This is a genomic window from Limnohabitans sp. TEGF003 (assembly GCF_055395455.1).
Genome location: NZ_AP029225.1, coordinates 1130242 through 1150632, shown reverse-complemented (window position 1 = coordinate 1150632; position 20391 = coordinate 1130242). Strand labels below are relative to the sequence as shown.

The following is a 20391-nucleotide window of genomic DNA, read 5'->3' as shown; positions in this document are numbered from 1 at the left end:
CAGGTTCAGATGAAAAGTTGCAGGTGCATGCCCACCTGCAAAACGACCAAGGAAACCACAAAGCCCAGCCCGGCGTAAATCAGGGTTTGCAGCAGTTTATTGGTGCGGCGTTGCTCGGCGAGCAGCAGCTCGATCTGCTTGGCATCGCTGGTGCGCGGCTGCTGCAGGTAGTCGTGCAGCAAGCGCGGCAACTGCGGCAGCAGCTTGGCGTAGTGCGGAGCTTGGGCCTTGAGTTCTTCCAAGAGCTTTTTGGGGCCGATTTGCTCCAGCATCCACTTTTCGAGGAAGGGCTTGGCCGTGCTCCACAGGTCCAGCTCCGGGTCCAGGTCGCGGCCCAGGCCTTCGATGTTGAGCAGTGTTTTTTGCAACAACACCAGCTGGGGCTGGATCTCGACCTGAAAGCGGCGCGAGGTCTGGAACAAACGCATCAACACCATGCCCAGCGAAATTTCCTTGAGTGGGCGGTCAAAGTAAGGCTCGCACACCGCGCGAATGGCCGACTCCAGCTCATCCACCCGTGTCTCGGGCGGCACCCAACCGGACTCGATGTGCAGTTCGGCCACGCGCTTGTAGTCGCGACGAAAGAACGCCGTGAAGTTTTGCGCCAGGTACTCCTTGTCGTACTCGGTGAGCGTGCCCACGATGCCGAAGTCCAGCGAGATGTAGCGGCCAAAGGTCTCTGGGGCGAGACTCACCTGGATGTTGCCCGGGTGCATGTCGGCATGGAAAAAGCCGTCGCGGAACACCTGCGTGAAAAACAGCGTCACGCCATCGCGGGCCAGCTTGGGGATGTCCACGCCCGCTTCGCGCAAACGGTCAACCTGGCTGATGGGCACACCGTGCATGCGCTCCATGACGATGACCTCGGGATGGCAAAAGTCCCAGATCATTTCGGGGATCAGCACCAGATCAAGGCCTTGCATGTTGCGGCGCAGCTGTGCGGCGTTGGCCGCTTCGCGCACCAGGTCCAACTCGTCATGCAGGTATTTGTCGAACTCGGCCACCACTTCGCGGGGCTTGAGTCGTTTGCCATCGGCGCTCAGGCTCTCCACCCAGCCCGCCATCATGCGCATGAGGCTCAGGTCTTTGTCGATGACGGGCAGCATGCCCGGACGCAGGACCTTCACGGCCACTTCGCGCAGCTCACCCGTTTTGCTGCGCAAAGTGGCAAAGTGCACTTGCGCAATGGAGGCGCTGGCCACGGGTTCGCGCTCAAAGGTTTCAAAAATGTCGTCCACCGAGCGGTTGAAGGCCCGCTCGATCGAGGCGACGGCAACGGCCGAACTGAAAGGCGGCACCCGGTCTTGCAGCTTGGCCAGTTCTTCAGCGATGTCGGGGGCCAGCAAATCGCGCCGGGTGGACAGCACCTGGCCAAACTTCACAAAAATCGGCCCCAATCGTTCGAGCGCCTCGCGCAGACGCACCGCCCGGGGCGAACGCAAGTCACGCCCCACCGACAGCACGCGGGCCAAGAGGCGAATCCAGGGTTTCTGAAAGCTGGAGAGTACCAACTCGTCCAGGCCGTAGCGCAGGACGATGAAGACGATGAAGGCACCGCGCCCGAAACGGCCCCAGCGCATCATGCTGCGCTGCCGGTGCGCAGCCCAGTGCCTGGACGCTGGGCGACAAAACTGCGCAAGGCCGTCATGGCCTGACGGGCAGCTTGTGCCAGGGTGTGCGCGGGGGCATCCCCGATCAAGCGGGCCAAGTCCTCTTCGGCATCCCAGCGCACATGGTCGATCAGCCAGTTGACCTCGGCGGCCAATTGCACATCGCCTTCGATGCGCACCTTGGGTTTGTCACCCCGGGCCAAAGCCGAAGCGAGCGAAACCGGCGATTCTTCGGTCACCGTCAACCGCAGGTCAAAGCCCTCAAAGCGGCCACGCTCCAACAAGCCAGCGGGGGTGGGGCTCAGTTGCAGTTGCATGCGGTCCCAGACCAGCTCGATGCGCTGGCCTTTTTGGCGGGCGAGGCGGGCCATGGCCTCGGGTTCGCTCATCAGCACATGGTTGAGAAACAAGACCAAGCGGTTGACCGTCTCATCGACCACCCAAGCGGGGAGCTGAAACGAAGAGCCGAACTGCTGGGCCAGTTGGGCGGCCCATGAAAAAGGGGACTGTGTTGCCATAGTCCCCGATTATTCCCGAAAGTGCAGGTCCCCCGAGGGACCTGGGCTTTATTGCAGCGCTTGCACGCCAGCGACCAGCCAACCGCCGCCTTGCTTGGATTTGGTCATGTTCCAGACTTCGCGGAAAGGGCTGGGGCCGGAAGAGGCGTCTTCGCGGATCATGCCGTTGAACTCGACACTGGCCAGGTAGGCATCGGCCTGCTCTTCAATGCCCAGCAGCTGGGCGTCGAGCATGACCACTTCGGTCTTGTTGGGCTGACCGGGGAACTGCGCTTCGCGCTCGGACAGCTGGTTGCGGATTTCCACCACCATGGCGTCGGTCATCATCGAGCGCAAGGCCGTGATGTCCGAACGGTCCCAAGCGTCCTGCAAGGTCACAAAGTTGCGCTTGGCAGCGGTCACAAAACCGTCCACATCAAAACCGGCCGGGATGCCCCAGCTTTGCGAACCACCCAATGCCGCACCAATCATGGAGCCACTGGTTTGCGCTGCAGCCGAGCTGTCGAAGCGGGTGTTTTGGCCTTCCCAGGGGCGGGCCGAGGCGTCGTTGCCGACATTTTGCGGGCTGTATTGTTTGAACGTGGCTGGGTTTTCAGCCGAGGCACCAGCGCCTTGGTAGGCCAGGCCACCGTTGCCGCCCATCTGCGCAGCACCACCTCGGCGGGCCCGCATGATCATGCCGATGACGGCCAGGACGGCCACACCAATCAGCAAGGCCATCAAAATATTGCCAAAGGCTTCACCCAAGCCCAGCGAGCTGGCCAGCCAGGCCAACCCCAAACCAGCAGCCAAGCCACCCAACATGGCGCCCCAAGGCTTCTTGGGCGCAGCCGCTGCAGGCGCAGCAGCAGGCTTGGCGGCATTGGTGGGTGCGGCGTTTTGAGCGGGAGCCGCGGGCGTTTGCGGCGCAGCATCGCGCTTGGTGACCTGATTCGATTGCTGACCGATGGACTTGCCACCGCCCATGCGGCGAGCAGCCTCGGCGTTCAAGCTGCCCAGGGCCAACACGCCCGCGAGCATCAGTGTCATCAACTTGTTCATGGTGTCTCCAACTCAAATCAAAATGCGGTTTGTGGGCTTCAGCACTTGATGCCCATGTGCAAGGCTACCACCCCGGCCGACAAATTGTGAAAATCCACATGGCCAAATCCGGCATTTTTCATAAGGGTTTTCAAGTCCTCCTGGCCGGGGTGCATGCGGATGGATTCGGCCAGGTAACGGTAGCTGTCGGCGTCACCCGCCACCAGCTGGCCCAGCCGGGGCAGGATCTTGAAGCTGTACCAGTCGTAGGCTTTTTCCAGCGGCTTGGCCACTTTGGAAAACTCCAGCACCAGCAACTTGCCGCCTGGCTTGAGCACCCGGCACATTTCCTTGAGCGCCACATCCTTGTGCGTCATGTTGCGCAGGCCAAAGGCCACGCTGACCACGTTGAAATGGTTGTCGGGAAAAGGCAGCTTTTCGGCATCGCACACCAGGGTGGGCAGGGCCAGGCCGTGGTCGACCAGGCGGTCGCGCCCGGTGGTGAGCATGGCTTCGTTGATGTCGGTGTGCACCACGCGCCCGGTGGCCCCGACTTTTTTGGCAAAGGCCATCGACAAATCGCCCGTGCCGCCCGCGATGTCCAGCACCTGATCGCCCTCTTTGAGGTTGGCCACCTGCACGGTGTAGGCCTTCCAGACTCGGTGCAGGCCCATGGACATCAGGTCGTTCATCACGTCGTATTTGGACGCGACCGAGTCGAACACGCCGCGCACGTGCTTGGCTTTTTCTTTTTCGTCGACGGTTTTGAAACCGAAATGGGTAGTGCTCATGCCGATGCCCTCAATGCTTGTGGCCGCAACTGCCACCGGCTGCGGCTTCGTCCATGGGTGCGTCGCGGCTCATGCCCGCCGCTTGCAGGCGGTCTTCGTACTGCTTCCAGAGCGCCTCTTGCTGATCGCCCAAAAAGTACAGGTACTCCCAAGTGAACAGGCCCGACTCGTGACCGTCTGAAAACGTGGGCTTGACCGCGTAGTTGCCCACGGGTTCGATCTCGACGATGCCGACTTCGCGTTTGCCGGTTTGCAACACTTCCTGGCCCGGGCCGTGGCCCTGCACCTCGGCCGAAGGCGAGTACACGCGCATCAGCTCGAAGGGGATGCGGAACTGCGCCCCGTCAGAAAAACCGATTTCCAGCACCTTGGTCTGACCGTGCACGGTCAGCGACTCGGGCGTGGGCATGTCTTTTTTCAATCCGGCCATCTTTTGCTTTCGAAATCTTGCTGTCGGGATGTGCAGGCTTAGACCAGCACGCGCTCAATGCCGCCCGCATTGGCGGCGCTCACGTACTCGGGCATCCAGGCTTCACCCAGGATGTGTTTGGCCATTTCGACCACGATGTAGTCGGCTTCGAGCAGGCCGTTTTTCATGTCGTCGCCATACCGAGACAGGCCCTGCAGGCAGCTGGGGCAACTGGTCAGCACTTTGACGTTGGCTTGCGGGGCCAAAGCGCCGCTGGCACGCAAGGCGGCCTCGCCCTTGAGCAGCTCTTCTTCCTTGCGGAAACGCACCTGCGTGGAGATGTCCGGACGGGTAACCCCCAAGGTGCCCGATTCGCCGCAGCAACGGTCAGATTTGAGCACCTGGTCGCCCAGCAAACCCTTGACCGTTTTCATCGGGTCTTGCTGCTTCATGGGGCTGTGGCAAGGGTCGTGGTACAGATAGGCCCCGCCCGCGTCGAGCTTCATGCCTTTTTCCAGCAGGAACTCGTGGATGTCGATGATGCGGCAGCCGGGGAAGATCTTGTCGAACTGGTAGCCCTGCAGCTGGTCGTAGCAGGTGCCGCAGCTCACCACCACGGTCTTGATGTCCAGGTAGTTGAGCGTGTTGGCCACGCGGTGGAACAGCACCCGGTTGTCGGTGATGATCTTCTCGGCCTTATCGAACTGGCCCGAGCCCTTTTGCGGGTAGCCGCAGCACAGGTAGCCTGGTGGCAACACGGTCTGCACGCCCACATGCCAGAGCATGGCCTGCGTGGCCAAGCCCACCTGGCTGAACAGGCGCTCGGAGCCGCAACCGGGGAAGTAAAACACCGCTTCCGACTCCGAAGTGGTGGCTTTCGGGTTACGGATGATGGGCACGTAATCGTTGTCTTCGATATCCAGCAGCGCGCGTGCCGTCTTCTTGGGCAGGTTGCCCGGCATCTTCTTGTTGATGAAGTGGATCACCTGCTCTTTGATCGGCGCGGCACCCACGGTGGCGGGTGGTGCACTGGTTTGCTTGCGGGCCACGCCTTTGAGCAAACCGGCCACAAAGCGCTGCGCTTTCATGCCTACACCCACCATGGCCATGCGGGCCAGCTTGATGGTCTCGGGATTGGTGGCATTCAGCATGAACATGGCCGCAGCATTGCCGGGGCGAAAGCTTTTTTGACCCATTTTGCGCAGCAGGTTGCGCATGTTCATCGACACATCGCCAAAGTCGATGTTCACCGGGCAAGGTGTCAGGCACTTGTGGCAGACGGTGCAATGGTCGGCCACGTCTTCAAACTCCTGCCAGTGCTTGACCGAGATGCCCCGGCGGGTCTGCTCTTCGTACAGAAAGGCCTCAACCAGCAAGGAGGTCGCCAAAATCTTGTTGCGTGGGCTGTAGAGCAAATTGGCGCGTGGCACGTGGGTGGAGCACACCGGCTTGCACTTGCCGCAGCGCAGGCAGTCTTTCACGCTGGCGGCGATCTCGCCAATGTCCGACTGCTGCATGATCAGCGACTCATGGCCCATCAGGCCAAAGCTGGGGGTGTAGGCGTGCGTCAGGTCGGCGGCGTGCACATCGTCGCCCAGACCCGTGAGGGCCGCGCCGCGCAGCAATTTGCCTTTGTTGAAGCGGCCTTGCGGATCCACCTTGGCCTTGTAGGCGGTGAAATTGGCCAGCTCGGCGTCGGTCAAAAACTCCAGCTTGGTGATGCCAATGCCGTGCTCGCCCGAGATCACGCCGTCCAGGCTGCGGGCCAAGACCATGATGCGGGCCACCGCCTCATGCGCGGTTTGCAGCATCTCGTAGTTGTCGGAGTTGACCGGGATGTTGGTGTGCACATTGCCGTCACCGGCGTGCATGTGCAGCGCCACCCACACGCGGCCTTTGAGCACGCGCTGGTGAATGGCGTTGACCTCGTTCAGGATCGGCAAAAAGGCCGAGCCGGAGAAGATGTTCTGGAAAGCCGGGCGGATTTGCGTCTTCCAGCTGGCGCGCAGGGTGTGGTCTTGCAGCTGGGGGAACAAGGCATCGACATCGGTCAACCAGCCTTGCCACTGCGCCTGCACCTCGCGCACCACCGCCAGGGCTTGCGCCACGCGGTCTTCGAGCAATTCGGCCGAAGCGATCTCGTTGGCGTCGTCTTGCTTGCCCAGCGGCAAGTTGCCCTTCTCCAAAAAATCTTCCAGTTCGCGGCAGAGCTTGAGCTTGTTGCGCAAGGAGAGCTCGATGTTGATGCGCTCGATGCCATCGGTGTATTCGGCCATGCGCGGCAAGGGGATCACCACATCTTCGTTGACCTTGAAGGCATTGGTGTGGCGCGAGATGGCCGCGGTCTTTTTGCGGTCAAGCCAGAACTTCTTGCGCGCTTCGGGGCTGATGGCGATGAAACCTTCGCCGCTGCGCGAGTTGGCGATGCGCACAATCTCGCTGGTCGCCTTGGCCACGTCGTCGGCGTTGTCACCCGCGATGTCGCCGATCAGCACCATCTTGGGAAAGCCGCCACGCTTGGATTTGGTGGAATAACCCACCGCGCGCAGGTAACGGTCGTCCAGGTGCTCCAGACCCGCCATCACGGTGCCGGTGCGCTTTTGCTCGGCGAACATGAAGTCCTTGATCTCGACGATGCTCGGCACGGCGTTGCGGGCATGACCAAAGAACTCCAGGCACACGGTGCGGGTGTGGGTGGGCATGCGGTGCACCACCCAGCGGGCGCTGGTGATGAGGCCATCGCAGCCTTCTTTTTGCACGCCGGGCAGGCCGCTCAAGAACTTGTCGGTCACGTCCTTGCCCAGGCCTTCCTTGCGGAAGGTCTTGCCAGGGATCACCAGGGTTTCGGTGCGGATCGGGGTTTTGCCGTCGGCCTTGAAGTAGCGCAGCTCAAACGTGGCGACTTCTGCGTCGTGGATCTTGCCCATGTTGTGGTCCATGCGCACCACATCCAGCCATTCGGCGTCGGGCGTCACCATGCGCCAGCTGGCCAGGTTGTCGAGCGCCGTGCCCCACAGCACCGCTTTTTTGCCGCCCGCGTTCATGGCGATGTTGCCGCCAATGCAAGAGGCTTCGGCAGACGTCGGGTCCACCGCAAAAACAAAACCGCCACGCTCGGCCGCATCGGCCACGCGCTGGGTCACCACACCGGCTTCGGTCCAGATGGTCGGGATCTTGTGCGCGATACCGGGCAGGTCGACCATTTCGACCTCGGTCATGGCTTCGAGCTTTTCGGTGTTGATGACCGCGCTCTTCCAGGTCAGCGGGATCGCGCCGCCCGTGTAGCCCGTGCCGCCGCCACGGGGCACGATGGTCAGGCCCAAATCAATGCAGCCCTTGACCAAACCCGCCATCTCGGTCTCGGTATCGGGCGTCAGCACCACAAAGGGGTATTCCACACGCCAGTCGGTGGCGTCGGTCACGTGGCTGACACGCGATAGGCCATCGAACTTGATGTTGTCCTTGGCGGTGAGGCGCCCCAGGGTCTTTTGCACCTGGCCGCGCAGCTTGGCCATGCGGGTGAAGCGTTCGCTGAACTGCGTCACGGCCTGGGTGGCCATGGCGAGCAACTGGCCCACCAAGGCGTCACGGGCGGCGTCCACATTCGGGGTGCGGCGCTTTTGCACCTCGCCCAGGCGGTGGTGCAAGGCCTCGACCAGCAGTTTGCGGCGGGCGGGGTTGTCCAGCAGGTCGTCCTGCAAATAGGGGTTGCGCTCGACCACCCAGATGTCGCCCAGCACTTCGTACAGCATGCGGGCCGAGCGGCCTGTGCCGCGCTCCTGGCGCAACTGGTTCAACAGATCCCAGGCGGGCTCCCCCAGCAAGCGCACCACGATTTCACGGTCAGAAAAGCTGGTGTAGTTGTAAGGGATCTCGCGCAGACGCGGCGCATCAGCGTCGGCCTGCATCAAATGTTGGAGCGTGGTGGGTGCATTCATGGGGTGGCGCGGTCACATGCGTTGGTCAAAACGCGTTCAGCCAGACCAGGACAAAGGCGTCAACCCGGCTGAGGCTGAATGTTACCGCAGTGCAACAATCACGCGCCGGGGGTGGGGACACCTGTCTCCCAAGGGTCTGCACTCATGGAAAGTCCGGGTTGTCACCCCTTATTCACCCCGTTTTAATACTTCTGTCATCTTCAAAAGGCACAGTCCGCGTGCATCCATGACCTTTCGATGGGTCGTTTTCCGCGTTCAAAGCCAATTTTTCAGGAACTGCCATGAAACTCAAACTCACCCTGTCCGCCCTGACCCTGGGCCTGGCCAGCTTGTCGGCCCAGGCCCAAACCGAAATCCAGTGGTGGCACTCCATGGGGGGTGCCCTGGGCGAATGGGTCAACGACCTCGCCAAGGACTTCAACGCCAGCCAAAAAGACTACAAAATCGTGCCCACCTTCAAGGGCAGCTACGACGAGTCCATGACCGCCGCCATCGCCGCCTACCGGGCGGGCAATGCGCCCCACATCCTGCAGGTGTTTGAAGTGGGCACCGCCACCATGATGGCCAGCAAGGGCGCCATCGTGCCCGTAGGCAAGGTCATGCAGGACGCAGGCCTCAAGTTCGACCAAAACGCCTATGTGCCTGCCGTGGCCGGGTACTACACCGCCCCCAATGGCCAAATGCTGAGCTTCCCTTTCAACAGCTCCACCCCGGTCTTCCACTACAACAAGGACGCCTTCAAGGCCGCTGGCCTGGACGCCGAAAAGCCGCCGACCACCTGGCCTGAAGTGGCGCTGGCCGCCGCCAAGCTCAAAGCCAGCGGCCACAAGTGCCCCTTCACCACCAGCTGGATCAGCTGGACGCAGCTCGAAAGCTTCTCGGCCTGGCACAACACCGAGTTCGCCACCAAAGGCAACGGCATGCGCGGCATGGACGCCCGCCTGTCCTTCAACACCCCGCTGCACGTGCGCCACATTGAAAACCTGGCCAACATGGCCAAGCAGGGCCTGTTTGTTTACAAAGGCCGTGGCAATGCGGCCGACGCCACCTTTGTGTCGGGCGAATGCGCCATGGCCACCGGTTCCTCGGCACTCTACGGCAGCGTGGTGCGCAACGGCAAATTCGGCTACGGCATCGGCACCCTGCCCTACTACCCCGATGTGAACGGTGCCCCACAAAACACCGTGATCGGTGGCGCGAGCCTGTGGGTCATGAGCGGCAAGAAAGCCCCTGAGTACAAAGGCGTGGCGCAATTCTTCGCCCACCTGTCCAAAGACAGCGTGGCCGCCGCCAGCCACCAGCGCACCGGCTACCTGCCCGTGACCAAGTCTTCGTTTGAAGTGACCGAGAAGTCGGGCTTCTACAAAAAGAACCCTGGTACCGATGTGTCGGTGACACAAATGATCCGCAAGACCACCGACAAGTCACGTGGCGTGCGCTTGGGCAACTTTGTGCAGATCCGCACCATCATTGACGAGGAACTCGAAGGCGTGTGGAGCGGCAAAAAGCAGCCCAAAGAGGCTCTGGACATCGCCATCAAGCGGGGCAACGAACAGCTCGAACGCTTCGAAAAAGCCAACAAGTGATGTGCCTGGCCGCCCTCTGAAGCGGCGGGCCTTTGAAAAAGCAGAGGCAGCGCCTCTGCTTTTGCGCATTTTGGCGTGACACTTCACACCCCGGCTTTGCAAAGAACCTATGGAAAAACGCGTCCGTTTCAAATCCCGCTGGCTGCCCTGGCTGCTGATCGCGCCGCAGCTGAGCATCGTGCTGGTCTTCTTTTTCTGGCCCGCTGGGCAAGCGCTGTACCAAAGCGTGCTGCAGGAAGATGCCTTTGGCGCCTCGCGTGAATTCGTCGGGCTGGCCAATTTTGACCGCCTGTGGAACGACAGTGGCTACCTGGACTCGTTCAAGACCACCGCGGTGTTTTCCCTTTTGGTGGCGGTGACTGGCCTGTCGGTGTCGCTGCTGCTGGCCGTGATGGCCGACCGGGTTGGGCGCGGCGCGGGTCTGTACAAAACCCTGCTGATCTGGCCCTATGCGGTGGCCCCGGTGGTGGCGGGCGTGTTGTGGCTGTTCATGTTTGCCTCGCCCATGGGTGTGGTGGGTTATGCGCTCAGGGCCGTTGGCATCGACTGGAACCACCTGCTCAACCCCAACCATGCCATGGCGCTGATCGTGATGGCGGCGGTCTGGAAGCAGATTTCCTACAACTTCCTCTTCTTTCTGGCTGGGCTGCAGTCCATTCCCAAATCGCTCATCGAGGCGGCGGCCATCGACGGGGCCAGCCCCTGGAAGCGCTTTTGGACCATCGTGTTCCCGCTCCTGTCGCCCACCACCTTCTTTTTGCTGGTGATCAACATCGTCTACGCCTTCTTTGACACCTTCGCCATCGTGGACGCCACCACGCACGGCGGCCCCGGCAAGGACACGGCGATTCTGGTCTACAAGGTGTACTACGACGGTTTCAAGGCGCTGGACATGGGCAGCTCGGCCGCGCAGTCGGTGGTGCTGATGGTGATCGTGGTCTCGCTCACGGTCTTGCAATTCAAATTTGTCGAGAAGAAAGTGCAGTACTGATGTTGCACCCACACATTCCCTTGGGAGGGCTGTCATGATCGAACGACGCCCCGGCCTGCAAATTTTGCGGCATGTCATTTTGCTCATCGGTGTGGCCATCGTGGCCTTTCCGCTGTACCTGACTTTCATCGGCTCCACCCAAACCGCCCAGCAGATCAACCAGAGCGTGCCCATGTCGCTGGTGCCGGGCAGCCACTTTTGGGAGACCTACCGCCTGACCCTGTTTGGCGGCCCCAATTCGCAAGGCAGCCCCCTGCCCGCCATGTGGCCCATGATGCAGATCAGCCTGATCAGCGCCCTGGGCATCGCCATTGGCAAGATCGCGATCTCGCTGCTGTCGGCCTTTGCCATCGTGTATTTCCGCTTCCCGCTGCGCAACCTGGTGTTCTGGATGATTTTTGTCACCCTGATGCTGCCGGTCGAAGTGCGGATCAGCCCCACTTACGAAGTGGTGGCGGGCCTGGGCCTGCTCAACAGTTTTGCGGGCCTGACGGTGCCGCTGATCGCCTCGGCCACGGCCACCTTTTTGTTCCGGCAGTTTTTCCTGACCATCCCCGACGAACTGGTCGAGGCCGCCCGCATGGACGGGGCTGGACCGATGCGCTTTTTCAAAGACGTGTTGCTGCCCCTGTCGGCCACCAACATCGCGGCGCTGTTCGTGATCCAGTTCATCTATGGCTGGAACCAGTACCTGTGGCCGCTGCTGGTGACCACCAGCGAAGACATGTACCCGGTGGTGCTGGGCATCAAGCGCCTGATTTCTGGCGAGTCCTGGACCGAGTGGAACGTGGTCATGGCCGCCGCCATCCTGGCCATGCTGCCCCCGGCGCTGGTCGTGATCCTGATGCAAAAATGGTTCGTCAAGGGCCTAGTAGACACTGAAAAATAATGGCTGCCATTACCCTCTCTCACATCCTCAAAACCTATGGCGCGGGCGCCAAGGCCAACACCGTCATCCACGACCTGAACGCCAGCATTGCCGATGGCGAATTCGTGGTCATCGTCGGGCCCTCGGGCTGTGGCAAGTCCACCCTGCTGCGCATGGTGGCGGGCCTCGAAGACATCTCGGGCGGCACCATCTCGATCGGCGAACGGGTGGTCAACGACCTGGAGCCCGCCGAGCGCGACATCGCCATGGTGTTCCAGAACTATGCGCTCTACCCCCACATGAGCGTGTTCGACAACATGGCCTATGGCCTGAAGATCGCCAAACGCCCCATGGAGGAAATCAAGGCACGCGTGGACAAGGCGGCGGGTATTCTGGAACTGTCCCACCTGCTGCAACGCAAACCCCGCGAACTGTCCGGTGGCCAGCGCCAGCGCGTGGCCATGGGCCGGGCCATCGTGCGCCAGCCGCAAGTGTTTTTGTTTGACGAGCCGCTGTCCAACCTCGACGCCAAGCTGCGCGCCCAGACCCGGCTGGAGATTCAAAAACTGCACCGCGAACTCGGCATCACCAGCCTGTTCGTCACACACGACCAGGTCGAAGCCATGACGCTGGCCCAGCGCATGATCGTGATGAACGGCGGCCACATGGAGCAATTCGGCACGCCCGAAGAGGTCTACAACCGCCCGGCCAGCACCTTTGTGGCCAGCTTCATCGGCTCACCGCCCATGAACCTGCTCAAGCGCGCACCGGGCACACCAGCCGGACACATCCTGGGCATCCGGCCCGAGCACCTGGACATCACGCCCACGCCGGGCGAAGGGGGCTGGACCTTGACCGCCGACACGGTGGAGCTGCTGGGCGCCGAGCGCCTGGTGCACGCCCGGCTGGGCGATGAAATCCTGACACTGCGGCTGGACGAATCGGTGGTGCCGCCGCAAGCGGGCCAAAGCTTTCACGCCACGCCCCGCGCTGACCGCCTGCACTGGTTTGACGCGCAAACCCAAAAACGCATCGCCTGAACATGCCCATGTCCCCACACTGGCCCTACCCGCGCTGGATCGCCCACCGGGGCGCAGGCAAGCTCGCCCCCGAAAACACCCTGGCCGCCTTCCGCATGGGGGCCGAGCACGGGTACCGCATGTTCGAGTGCGACGCCAAGCTCAGTGCCGACGGTGTGGTGTTCTTGATGCACGACGCCAGGCTGGAGCGCACCACCAATGGCCAAGGCATCGGTGGCGACCTGCCCTGGCAAGCCTTGTCGCAACTCGACGCGGGCAGCTGGCATTCACGCCGCTTTGCGGGCGAAGCCTTGCCCACCCTCGAAGCGCTGGCACGGTTTTGCCTGGCCAACCGCTACCTGCTGAACATCGAGATCAAACCCACACCGGGCACCGAAACGGCCACAGGCGAAGCCGTGGCGCGTCTGGCCACCCGGCTGTGGGCGGAGGCCGAAGTGCCGCCGCTCTTGACCTCGTTCAAACCCGAAGCCTTGGCCGCCGCACAGCAAGCAGCGCCCGAGCTGCCCCGCGGCCTGCTGGTCGACACGCTGTGGCAAGGCTGGCTGGAGAAAGCTTTGGCGCTCGATGCGGTGGCCGTGGTGGCCAACTACGCGCTGTGGGACGCCACCACCGTGGCCCAAGTGCACGGTGCGGGCCTGAAATGCCTGAGCTACACCGTCAACGACGACTGGGCCGCCCAGCACCTGCTCGCGCTCGGCACCGACGGCATCATCACCGACCGGGTGGACCTGTTCAGCCCGGCTTGAATCAATCGAGCTTGGCGCCCGATTTCTGAACCACTGCCGCCCAGCGGGGCATTTCAGTCGTCAGGAATTTCGCAAAGTCATCGGCCCCCAAAAACGCCGGATCGGCCCCCTGCGCGACCATGCGCGACTTGATGTCAGGCTGATTCATCACGGCTTTGAAGGCGTCGCTCAGCTTGTTCACCACGTCTTTGGGTGTGCCGGCCGGGGCCAGAAAACCGTAAAAACCCACCACTTCGAAGTTCTTGATGCCGGTTTCCATCACGGTGGGGATGTCGGGCAGCGCGGGGTTGCGCTCGCGGCTGGTCACGGCCAAGGCCCGCACCTTGCCCTGCTTGTGGTACTGCGCGGCCTGCGGAATGCTCTCGGCCATGAACTGCACCTGCCCCGCCATCAGGTCGGTGAAGGCGGGTGCGCTGCCCCGGTAAGGGATGTGCACCATGAACAGCCCCGTGGCCGACTTGAACATCTCGGGCACCAGGTGGCTGCTGCCGCCGTTGCCCGCCGAGCCGTAATTGATCTGGCCGGGCCGGGCTTTGGCATAGGCCACAAATTCCTGCAGGTTGGTCACAGGCACTTTGGGGTTGACCAGCAAGGCCAGCGGCTGCATGGCCGTGCGGGCCACTGGCACAAAGTCGCGCAGTGTGCTGTAAGGCAGCTTGGTGTACAGCGCCGGGTTGATGACCATCACCCCGGTGTTGGCCAGCATCAGGGTGTGGCCATCGGGCGCGGCGCGCATCACCTCTTGCGCGCCCACGGTGCCGCCAGCACCGGCTTTGTAATCGATGAGGATGGGCTGCCCCAGCTGGGCTTGCAGCCGATCGGTCAGCAAACGGGCATGCTGGTCGAGCGGTCCGCCTGCCGGGAAACCCATCACCACACGGATGGGTTTGGTGGGAAAGGCCCAGGCACTGCCCCCGGCCAAGGCCAAAGCCAGACCACCCAAGACCAGCCAACGGCGGCGTTTCATTCCTCGCATGTTCATCTCCCTTGATGGATTTTTCCAATGTGCAGCCCGTACATGGGTGTCAGCGACGGGCCCAGCCCCGGTGCATCAGCCATTCGAGCGTGGCGGCCACCAGCACCAAGGCGATGTAGGTGCTCATTTTCCCGTCCTGGCCATGCCACCACAAACCGGCCACCAAGACCAGCATCCCCCCCACAGCGTGGACCGCCATTTGGCGGCGCATTGGACGGGGACCGGGGCCCATGACCCAGCGACCCGCCCAAGGCATGAAAAGCGCCATGGCCAAGGCGGGCAACACAAAACCCCACAGGTGCAGCACCAACAAGCCAAACGTCATGAAACCTCGATGTCTTCGGGTGTCCCTGCCCTTGTGGCAGTCCAAGCCCGGCAAATTGTGCCTTGAAAGTCGCGTCAAGCTCCAGGCCAACGTATTGTGTCAAGCAAAGTTGACATACCGTGCCTATAATGACCTTCATGGCTGTCTGGACCCTGGGTTTGAACCACACCACTGCGCCGCTGGATCTGCGCGGTCGGTTTGCGTTCGCCGTGGACAAACTGGTGCCCACCCTGCAAGGCCTGCGGCGCGATCTGGCCCACCGGATTTCGCAAGAACCCGAAGCCGCCATCCTGTCGACCTGCAACCGCACCGAAATCTATTGCGCTGCCGACCAGGCCGCCACCAACGACACCCTGCGTTGGCTGGCCCAAACCGGCGGGGTGAGCGCCTCCGAATTGCACGCCCACACTTACTTGCTGGAAGGCAATGAAGCCGCCCGCCACGCCTTTCGCGTGGCCAGCGGCCTCGACTCCATGGTGCTGGGTGAAGCCCAAATTCTGGGCCAACTCAAAGACGCCGTGCGGGCTGCCGAGCAGGCGGGCGCATTGGGCAGCACCCTGAACCAGTTGTTCCAACGCAGTTTTGCCGTGGCCAAAGAGGTGCGCAGCGCCACCGAAATCGGTGCCCACTCCATCAGCATGGCCGCTGCTTCGGTGCGACTGGCCAGCCAATTGTTCGAAGACCTCAAGGACATCCGCGTGCTGTTTGTCGGTGCGGGTGAAATGATCGAGTTGGTGGCCACCCACTTTGCAGCCAAACAGCCCAAGGCCATGGCCATCGCCAACCGCAGTCTGGATCGGGGCGAACTGCTGGCCAACCGTTTCGGGGCCGAAGTCATGCGCCTGGCCGATTTGCCCGAGCGCCTGCACGAGTTCGATGCGGTCATCAGCTGCACCGCCAGCACCTTGCCGCTGATCGGCTTGGGCGCGGTCGAGCGGGCCCTGAAAAAACGCAAATACCGCCCCATGTTCATGGTCGACCTGGCCGTGCCGCGTGACATCGAGCCGGAAGTCAAGTCGCTCGAAGACGTCTACCTCTACACCGTGGACGACCTGGCCAGCGTGGTGCAGGCGGGCCAGGCGCATCGCCAGGCCGCCGTGGCCGAGGCCGAAATCATCATCGATGCCGGGGTGCAAAGTTTCAACCACTGGCTGGGCCAACGTGACACCGTCCCGCTGATTCAGCAATTGCAAACCCAGGCCGATGCCTGGCGCGAAGCCGAGCTGGGCCGTGCCCGCAAGCTGCTGGCCCGCGGCGATGACCCGATCGCCGTGATGGAAGCCCTGTCCAAAGGCCTGACGCAAAAAATGCTGCATGGCGCTTTGGCCGAATTGCGCGGCGCAGACCCGGAACACCGCGAGCAAACCATGCACACCGTGCAGCGCGTTTTCTTGCGCAAAGAGCGTTAGCGACTGAACTTGTAGGTCGGCGCTTCAGCGCCGACAAAATCCCGGTGCCCCTGCGTGCACTGCCCGTCGGCGCTGATGCTCCGATCTACAAAAATTTGGTCGCATGAAACCCTTTCTCATCCAGCAACTCGAACGCTATGCGCTGCGGCTGACCGAGCTGGACTTTTTGCTGTCGCGCGAAGACATCATGGCCGACATGACGCAGTTCCTGAAGCTCTCGCGGGAACATGCCGAAGTCAGCGCCGTGGCCTCGCGCTTTGCCCGCTTTCAGCAGCGCAGCGCCGATCTGGCCGCTGCCCAAGCCATGCTGGATGACGCCGACCTGCGCGAGATGGCCGAAGAAGAAGTGGCCAGCGCCAGCGCCGAGCTGCAAACACTGGAAGCGGAGTTGCAGCGCATGCTGCTGCCCAAAGACCCGGACGACGCCCGCCCGGCGTTTGTCGAAATCCGCGCCGGCACTGGCGGTGATGAGTCGGCCCTGTTTGCCGCCGATTTGCTGCGCATGTACACGCGCTATGCCGAAAGCCAGGGCTGGCGGTGCGAGATCGTCTCGGAATCGGTGAGCGAGCTGGGCGGCTACAAGGAAGTCGTGGTGCGCATTGAAAGCAGCACATCGGGCGACCAGGTGTATGGCGCGCTCAAGTTCGAGTCGGGCGGTCACCGGGTGCAGCGCGTGCCCGCCACCGAAACCCAAGGCCGCATCCACACCAGCGCCTGCACCGTGGCGGTGCTGGCCGAGCCGGACGAAGCCGAGGCGATCAAGATCAACCCGTCGGACCTGCGCATCGACACGTTCCGCGCCAGCGGTGCGGGCGGTCAGCACATCAACAAAACCGATTCGGCCGTGCGCATCACCCACTTGCCCACCGGCATCGTGGCCGAATGCCAGGACGGCCGCAGCCAGCACAGCAACAAGGCGCAAGCGCTGAAGGTGCTGACAGCCCGCATCCAGGAAAAAGACCGAGCCGAGCGCGCTGCCAAGGACGCGGCCGAACGCAAGAGCCTGATCGGCAGCGGCGACCGCTCGGACCGCATCCGCACCTACAACTTCCCGCAGGGGCGCCTGACCGACCACCGCATCAACCTGACTTCGTACAAGCTGCTCAGCATCATGGAAGGCGATTTGCGGGACGTGGTCCATGCCCTGCAAAGCTACGAAGCGGCCGAGCAGCTGGCCGCGCTGGAAATCGGAGCCACCGCCTGATGCCCACTGCCGTCACCGTGGCCGAGTGCCTGCGCCAAGCCCAAACCCATGGATTGGCCCGGGTGGACGCACAGATTTTGCTGCTGCACAGCCTGCAACGCCCGCTGCACGACCGCGCCTGGCTGCTGACCCATGACGTCGACACCTTGACGCCAGTGCAAACCGCCACCTGGCAAGACGCCCTGCAACGCCGCCTGGGTGGCGAACCCGTGGCCTACATCACCGGGCGCAAGGATTTTTTTGGCCTGACGCTGGCCGTGGACGCTCGTGTTCTGGACCCGCGCCCCGACACCGAAACTTTGGTGGAATGGGCACTGGCGTGTCTGCCTGAATCCGCACCAGAAACACCTTCGCCACGCATATTGGACCTGGGCACTGGCAGCGGCGCAGTGGCCCTGGCGCTGCAACACGCCCGCCCCGATGCCAAGGTGTGGGCCGTGGACGCCAGCGAAGACGCGCTGGCCGTGGCTCGCGCCAATGCCGCCCGCTTGCATCTGGGCGTGCAATTCATGGCCAGCGACTGGCTGTGCGCCGTCGATGTCCAGCGCACGGGCCGTTTTGACCTCATCGTCTCCAACCCGCCCTATGTGGCCGAGGGCGACCCGCACCTGGCCGCCCTGACCCACGAACCTTTGAGCGCCCTGACCAGTGGCGCGGACGGCCTGGAAGACATCCGCCGCATCATCGCCCAGGCCCCGGCCTATCTGGCCCCGGGCGGCTGGCTGCTGCTGGAACACGGCTGGGACCAGGCCGCAGCGGTGCAATCCCTGCTGCAGGCGGCTGGTTTTGCCCAGGTGCAATCGCGTCAGGATCTGGCGGGAATACAACGCTGCACCGGAGGGTGTTGGCATTCAGAGGGATAATTCACCCCATTCGAAACGGCCCCATTTGGAGGAAAGACCATGAGCGATACCCAGCAACGCATCGACGAACTCGTCAAAGGCAACGACATCACCCTGTTCATGAAGGGCAGCGCCAGCTTCCCGATGTGCGGTTTTTCCGGCCGCGCCATCCAGATCCTGAAGGCCTGTGGTGTCGACCCCAAGACCGTCAAGACCGTGAACGTGCTGGACGATGCCGAAATCCGCCAAGGCATCAAGGAATACAGCAACTGGCCCACCATTCCCCAGCTCTACATCAAGGGCGAATTCATTGGCGGCTCGGACATCATGATGGACATGTACGAGTCGGGCGAGTTGCAACAGGTCATCAACGGCCAGGCCTGAAACCGGCCTTTGGGGGCCGAACCATTCGGCCACCTGGGCATCACCGTGGGTCGCAAAATCGGCCCGCCACCATGAAAAAAGCCAGTCTGACGACTGGCTTTTTGCTTGGGCCTGGATCGGGTTCAGCGGAACTTGGACTGGGGCACCACTTTCATGTCGCCTTCCAGAGAGCCGATGTAATTGGCCATGGCCTTGAGTTCGGCGTTGGTGAATTGCTTGGCAATGCCACCCATCACGCCATTGTTGCGGCCCCAGGTCGACTGGTTTTCCACTTTGTAGGACTTGAGCGCGACAAACAGGAAGTCTTTGTGCTGGCCTGCAATCTTGGGGTAGCTGGGGTCCACAGGCTTGGCGAAATTGTCGCCGTGGCAGGAGATGCAAGCGCCCTTTTGAAGCAAGGCAGCCACTTTGGCGTCAGGCGCTTTGGGGGTAGCGGCCACTTTGTCGGTCTTACCGTGCTGCTCGTAGTAAGCGCCCAGATCGGCCATGTCCTGCTCGCTCAGGCTGTCGGCAATGCCGCGCATGGTAGGGTGCTTGCGCTCGCCTTTTTTGTAGGCATTGAGGGCCGACACGATGTATTTGGCGTTTTGGCCCGAGATCATGGGCACGCGGTACACCTCGGGGAAGCTGGCTTGGTAGCCTTGGATGCCGTGGCAGCCGATGCACATGGCAATCTTTTGCTCAGCGGCTTTGGCGTCGCCCTTGATTTCCTGGGCTTGAACGGAAACAGCGGTCACAGAGGCGACAGCCAAGGCAAACATCGAGGTCAACAGCTTGTTCATTTTGCTTACACAATCCAATTGATTGATAAAAATCAACTGCGGATTATATCGGGCTGGCCCTCATAATCCTGACAAGCTTCATTCCTGTTTTTGAGAACTGTCCGCCATGAAATTCCAAGGTACCGAAAACTACGTCGCCACGCAGGACCTGATGCTGGCCGTCAACGCCGCCATCACCCTCAAACGCCCCCTCTTGGTGAAAGGCGAGCCCGGTACCGGCAAGACCATGCTGGCCGAGGAAGTCTCTCAGGCTTTGGGTCTGCCGCTGCTGCAGTGGCACATCAAGTCGACCACCAAAGCGCAGCAGGGCCTGTACGAATACGACGCCGTGAGCCGTTTGCGCGACAGCCAACTGGGCGATGAAAAAGTCAAGGACATCGAGAACTACATCGTCAAAGGCGTGCTCTGGCAGGCTTTCACGTCAGAGACGCCTGTGGCCATCCTGATCGATGAAATCGACAAGGCCGACATCGAATTCCCCAACGACCTGCTGCGCGAAATCGACCGCATGGAGTTTTATTGCTACGAGACGCGCCAGCTGATCAAGGCCAAAACCCGCCCACTGGTGTTCATCACTTCCAACAACGAAAAAGAACTGCCCGACGCCTTCCTGCGCCGCTGCTTTTTCCACTACATCAAATTCCCCGAAGCGGACACCATGCGCCAGATCGTGGATGTGCACTTCCCCACGCTGAAGAAAGACCTGCTGGCCTTGGCCCTCAAGACCTTTTACGACGTGCGCGGCCTGCCCGGTCTGAAGAAAAAACCCTCCACCAGCGAACTGCTGGACTGGCTGAAATTGCTGGTGGCCGAAGACATCCCGCTCGAAGCCCTGCAAAGCGCTGACCAGAAGGTCTCGGTGCCGCCCCTGGTGGGCGCTCTGCTCAAGAACGAGCAGGACGTGACCTTGTTTGAAAAGCTGGTCTTCATGAACCAGCGCAACCGCTGAGCC

The 20391-nt window shown here is 62.0% G+C and carries 19 protein-coding genes; 10 read left to right on the top strand and 9 right to left on the bottom strand.

Annotated elements, in window-relative coordinates:
- Nucleotides 1-5 precede the first annotated feature (5 nt).
- Genes ubiB through ACZ5RT_RS05715 form a run of 6 tightly spaced genes read right to left on the bottom strand, consistent with a single transcriptional unit; the run spans nt 6 to nt 8286 of the window.
- Nucleotides 6-1583 carry a ubiquinone biosynthesis regulatory protein kinase UbiB gene (gene ubiB / locus ACZ5RT_RS05740; protein ID WP_464453821.1) on the bottom strand — a complete coding sequence of 526 codons (1578 nt, stop codon included), beginning with the start codon at nt 1581-1583 and terminating at the stop codon, nt 6-8.
- Entirely contained in the window at nt 1580-2128 is a 549-nt protein-coding gene (locus tag ACZ5RT_RS05735; protein ID WP_291923820.1) for a hypothetical protein, read from the bottom strand. Before ACZ5RT_RS05735 ends, ubiB begins: the two co-directional genes overlap by 4 nt.
- Before the next feature lie 48 nt (nt 2129-2176).
- A complete protein-coding gene (locus ACZ5RT_RS05730) occupies nt 2177-3169 on the bottom strand; it encodes a Tim44 domain-containing protein (protein ID WP_291923822.1) in 993 nt (330 codons plus the stop codon).
- A gap of 38 nt (nt 3170-3207) precedes the next feature.
- Nucleotides 3208-3939, bottom strand: coding sequence for a bifunctional demethylmenaquinone methyltransferase/2-methoxy-6-polyprenyl-1,4-benzoquinol methylase UbiE (gene ubiE, locus ACZ5RT_RS05725; protein ID WP_108427570.1), 732 nt, complete (start codon nt 3937-3939; stop codon nt 3208-3210).
- 10 nt (nt 3940-3949) lie between these two features.
- The gene (locus tag ACZ5RT_RS05720; protein WP_464453820.1) at nt 3950-4369 is read right to left on the bottom strand and encodes a gamma-butyrobetaine hydroxylase family protein; all 420 of its coding nucleotides are present in this window, start codon (nt 4367-4369) and stop codon (nt 3950-3952) included.
- Between the two features lie 38 nt (nt 4370-4407).
- Entirely contained in the window at nt 4408-8286 is a 3879-nt protein-coding gene (locus tag ACZ5RT_RS05715; RefSeq protein WP_464453819.1) for a DUF3683 domain-containing protein, read from the bottom strand.
- Between the two features lie 281 nt (nt 8287-8567).
- Between ACZ5RT_RS05715 and ugpB the strand changes: the two genes are divergently transcribed.
- The 5 genes from ugpB to ugpQ all read left to right on the top strand — a co-directional run bounded on the left by ugpB (nt 8568) and on the right by ugpQ (nt 13517).
- Complete coding sequence (gene ugpB / locus ACZ5RT_RS05710) at nt 8568-9872, top strand: sn-glycerol-3-phosphate ABC transporter substrate-binding protein UgpB (protein WP_291923829.1); 1305 nt, start codon at nt 8568-8570, stop codon at nt 9870-9872.
- A 109-nt stretch (nt 9873-9981) separates the two neighbouring features.
- Complete coding sequence (ugpA, locus tag ACZ5RT_RS05705; RefSeq protein ID WP_422169809.1) at nt 9982-10863, top strand: sn-glycerol-3-phosphate ABC transporter permease UgpA; 882 nt, start codon at nt 9982-9984, stop codon at nt 10861-10863.
- 34 nt (nt 10864-10897) lie between these two features.
- Complete coding sequence (gene ugpE / locus ACZ5RT_RS05700) at nt 10898-11752, top strand: sn-glycerol-3-phosphate ABC transporter permease UgpE (protein ID WP_108332447.1); 855 nt, start codon at nt 10898-10900, stop codon at nt 11750-11752.
- A complete protein-coding gene (gene ugpC / locus ACZ5RT_RS05695) occupies nt 11752-12771 on the top strand; it encodes a sn-glycerol-3-phosphate ABC transporter ATP-binding protein UgpC (RefSeq protein WP_291923833.1) in 1020 nt (339 codons plus the stop codon). Before ugpE ends, ugpC begins: the two co-directional genes overlap by 1 nt.
- 8 nt (nt 12772-12779) lie before the next feature.
- The gene (gene ugpQ / locus ACZ5RT_RS05690; protein WP_464453818.1) at nt 12780-13517 is read left to right on the top strand and encodes a glycerophosphodiester phosphodiesterase; all 738 of its coding nucleotides are present in this window, start codon (nt 12780-12782) and stop codon (nt 13515-13517) included.
- Between the two features lies 1 nt (nt 13518).
- Here ugpQ and ACZ5RT_RS05685 read toward each other — a convergent pair whose 3' ends face one another.
- Together ACZ5RT_RS05685 and ACZ5RT_RS05680 are read right to left on the bottom strand one after the other, a co-directional pair.
- The gene (locus ACZ5RT_RS05685; protein ID WP_464454198.1) at nt 13519-14484 is read right to left on the bottom strand and encodes a Bug family tripartite tricarboxylate transporter substrate binding protein; all 966 of its coding nucleotides are present in this window, start codon (nt 14482-14484) and stop codon (nt 13519-13521) included.
- A 58-nt stretch (nt 14485-14542) separates the two neighbouring features.
- On the bottom strand, nt 14543-14818 hold the full coding sequence (locus tag ACZ5RT_RS05680; RefSeq protein WP_464453817.1) for a hypothetical protein: 276 nt from the start codon (nt 14816-14818) through the stop codon (nt 14543-14545).
- 137 nt (nt 14819-14955) lie between these two features.
- Between ACZ5RT_RS05680 and hemA the strand changes: the two genes are divergently transcribed.
- The 4 genes from hemA (at nt 14956) to grxD (ending at nt 18657) form a co-directional block, all read left to right on the top strand.
- Nucleotides 14956-16227 (top strand): glutamyl-tRNA reductase, encoded by a 1272-nt coding sequence (hemA, locus tag ACZ5RT_RS05675; RefSeq protein WP_108427637.1) that lies wholly within the window; start codon nt 14956-14958, stop codon nt 16225-16227.
- Nucleotides 16228-16330: 103 nt separating this feature from the next.
- Nucleotides 16331-17431 carry a peptide chain release factor 1 gene (gene prfA / locus ACZ5RT_RS05670; RefSeq protein WP_464453816.1) on the top strand — a complete coding sequence of 367 codons (1101 nt, stop codon included), beginning with the start codon at nt 16331-16333 and terminating at the stop codon, nt 17429-17431.
- The gene (gene prmC, locus ACZ5RT_RS05665; RefSeq protein ID WP_464453815.1) at nt 17431-18294 is read left to right on the top strand and encodes a peptide chain release factor N(5)-glutamine methyltransferase; all 864 of its coding nucleotides are present in this window, start codon (nt 17431-17433) and stop codon (nt 18292-18294) included. The genes prfA and prmC overlap by 1 nt, the downstream gene beginning before the upstream one ends.
- Nucleotides 18295-18333: 39 nt before the next feature.
- Nucleotides 18334-18657 (top strand): Grx4 family monothiol glutaredoxin, encoded by a 324-nt coding sequence (gene grxD / locus ACZ5RT_RS05660; RefSeq protein ID WP_108427560.1) that lies wholly within the window; start codon nt 18334-18336, stop codon nt 18655-18657.
- 122 nt (nt 18658-18779) lie between these two features.
- On the opposite strand, the gene ACZ5RT_RS05655 is transcribed toward grxD, so the two are convergent.
- Nucleotides 18780-19439, bottom strand: coding sequence for a c-type cytochrome (locus tag ACZ5RT_RS05655; protein ID WP_291923847.1), 660 nt, complete (start codon nt 19437-19439; stop codon nt 18780-18782).
- 106 nt (nt 19440-19545) lie between these two features.
- Here ACZ5RT_RS05655 and ACZ5RT_RS05650 point away from each other — a divergent pair, with 106 nt between their 5' ends.
- Nucleotides 19546-20388, top strand: coding sequence for an AAA family ATPase (locus ACZ5RT_RS05650; protein ID WP_291923849.1), 843 nt, complete (start codon nt 19546-19548; stop codon nt 20386-20388).
- The last annotated feature ends 3 nt before the right edge of the window (nt 20389-20391 follow it).

What these genes read in the sequence shown, in the direction of transcription:
- ubiB (WP_464453821.1), bottom strand. Translation starts at nt 1,583, where the DNA reads ATGATGCGCTGGGGCCGTTTCGGGCGCGGTGCCTTCATCGTCTTCATC.
- ACZ5RT_RS05735 (WP_291923820.1), bottom strand. Translation starts at nt 2,128, where the DNA reads ATGGCAACACAGTCCCCTTTTTCATGGGCCGCCCAACTGGCCCAGCAG.
- ACZ5RT_RS05730 (WP_291923822.1), bottom strand. Translation starts at nt 3,169, where the DNA reads ATGAACAAGTTGATGACACTGATGCTCGCGGGCGTGTTGGCCCTGGGC.
- ubiE (WP_108427570.1), bottom strand. Translation starts at nt 3,939, where the DNA reads ATGAGCACTACCCATTTCGGTTTCAAAACCGTCGACGAAAAAGAAAAA.
- ACZ5RT_RS05720 (WP_464453820.1), bottom strand. Translation starts at nt 4,369, where the DNA reads ATGGCCGGATTGAAAAAAGACATGCCCACGCCCGAGTCGCTGACCGTG.
- ACZ5RT_RS05715 (WP_464453819.1), bottom strand. Translation starts at nt 8,286, where the DNA reads ATGAATGCACCCACCACGCTCCAACATTTGATGCAGGCCGACGCTGAT.
- ugpB (WP_291923829.1), top strand. Translation starts at nt 8,568, where the DNA reads ATGAAACTCAAACTCACCCTGTCCGCCCTGACCCTGGGCCTGGCCAGC.
- ugpA (WP_422169809.1), top strand. Translation starts at nt 9,982, where the DNA reads ATGGAAAAACGCGTCCGTTTCAAATCCCGCTGGCTGCCCTGGCTGCTG.
- ugpE (WP_108332447.1), top strand. Translation starts at nt 10,898, where the DNA reads ATGATCGAACGACGCCCCGGCCTGCAAATTTTGCGGCATGTCATTTTG.
- ugpC (WP_291923833.1), top strand. Translation starts at nt 11,752, where the DNA reads ATGGCTGCCATTACCCTCTCTCACATCCTCAAAACCTATGGCGCGGGC.
- ugpQ (WP_464453818.1), top strand. Translation starts at nt 12,780, where the DNA reads ATGTCCCCACACTGGCCCTACCCGCGCTGGATCGCCCACCGGGGCGCA.
- ACZ5RT_RS05685 (WP_464454198.1), bottom strand. Translation starts at nt 14,484, where the DNA reads ATGAAACGCCGCCGTTGGCTGGTCTTGGGTGGTCTGGCTTTGGCCTTG.
- ACZ5RT_RS05680 (WP_464453817.1), bottom strand. Translation starts at nt 14,818, where the DNA reads ATGACGTTTGGCTTGTTGGTGCTGCACCTGTGGGGTTTTGTGTTGCCC.
- hemA (WP_108427637.1), top strand. Translation starts at nt 14,956, where the DNA reads ATGGCTGTCTGGACCCTGGGTTTGAACCACACCACTGCGCCGCTGGAT.
- prfA (WP_464453816.1), top strand. Translation starts at nt 16,331, where the DNA reads ATGAAACCCTTTCTCATCCAGCAACTCGAACGCTATGCGCTGCGGCTG.
- prmC (WP_464453815.1), top strand. Translation starts at nt 17,431, where the DNA reads ATGCCCACTGCCGTCACCGTGGCCGAGTGCCTGCGCCAAGCCCAAACC.
- grxD (WP_108427560.1), top strand. Translation starts at nt 18,334, where the DNA reads ATGAGCGATACCCAGCAACGCATCGACGAACTCGTCAAAGGCAACGAC.
- ACZ5RT_RS05655 (WP_291923847.1), bottom strand. Translation starts at nt 19,439, where the DNA reads ATGAACAAGCTGTTGACCTCGATGTTTGCCTTGGCTGTCGCCTCTGTG.
- ACZ5RT_RS05650 (WP_291923849.1), top strand. Translation starts at nt 19,546, where the DNA reads ATGAAATTCCAAGGTACCGAAAACTACGTCGCCACGCAGGACCTGATG.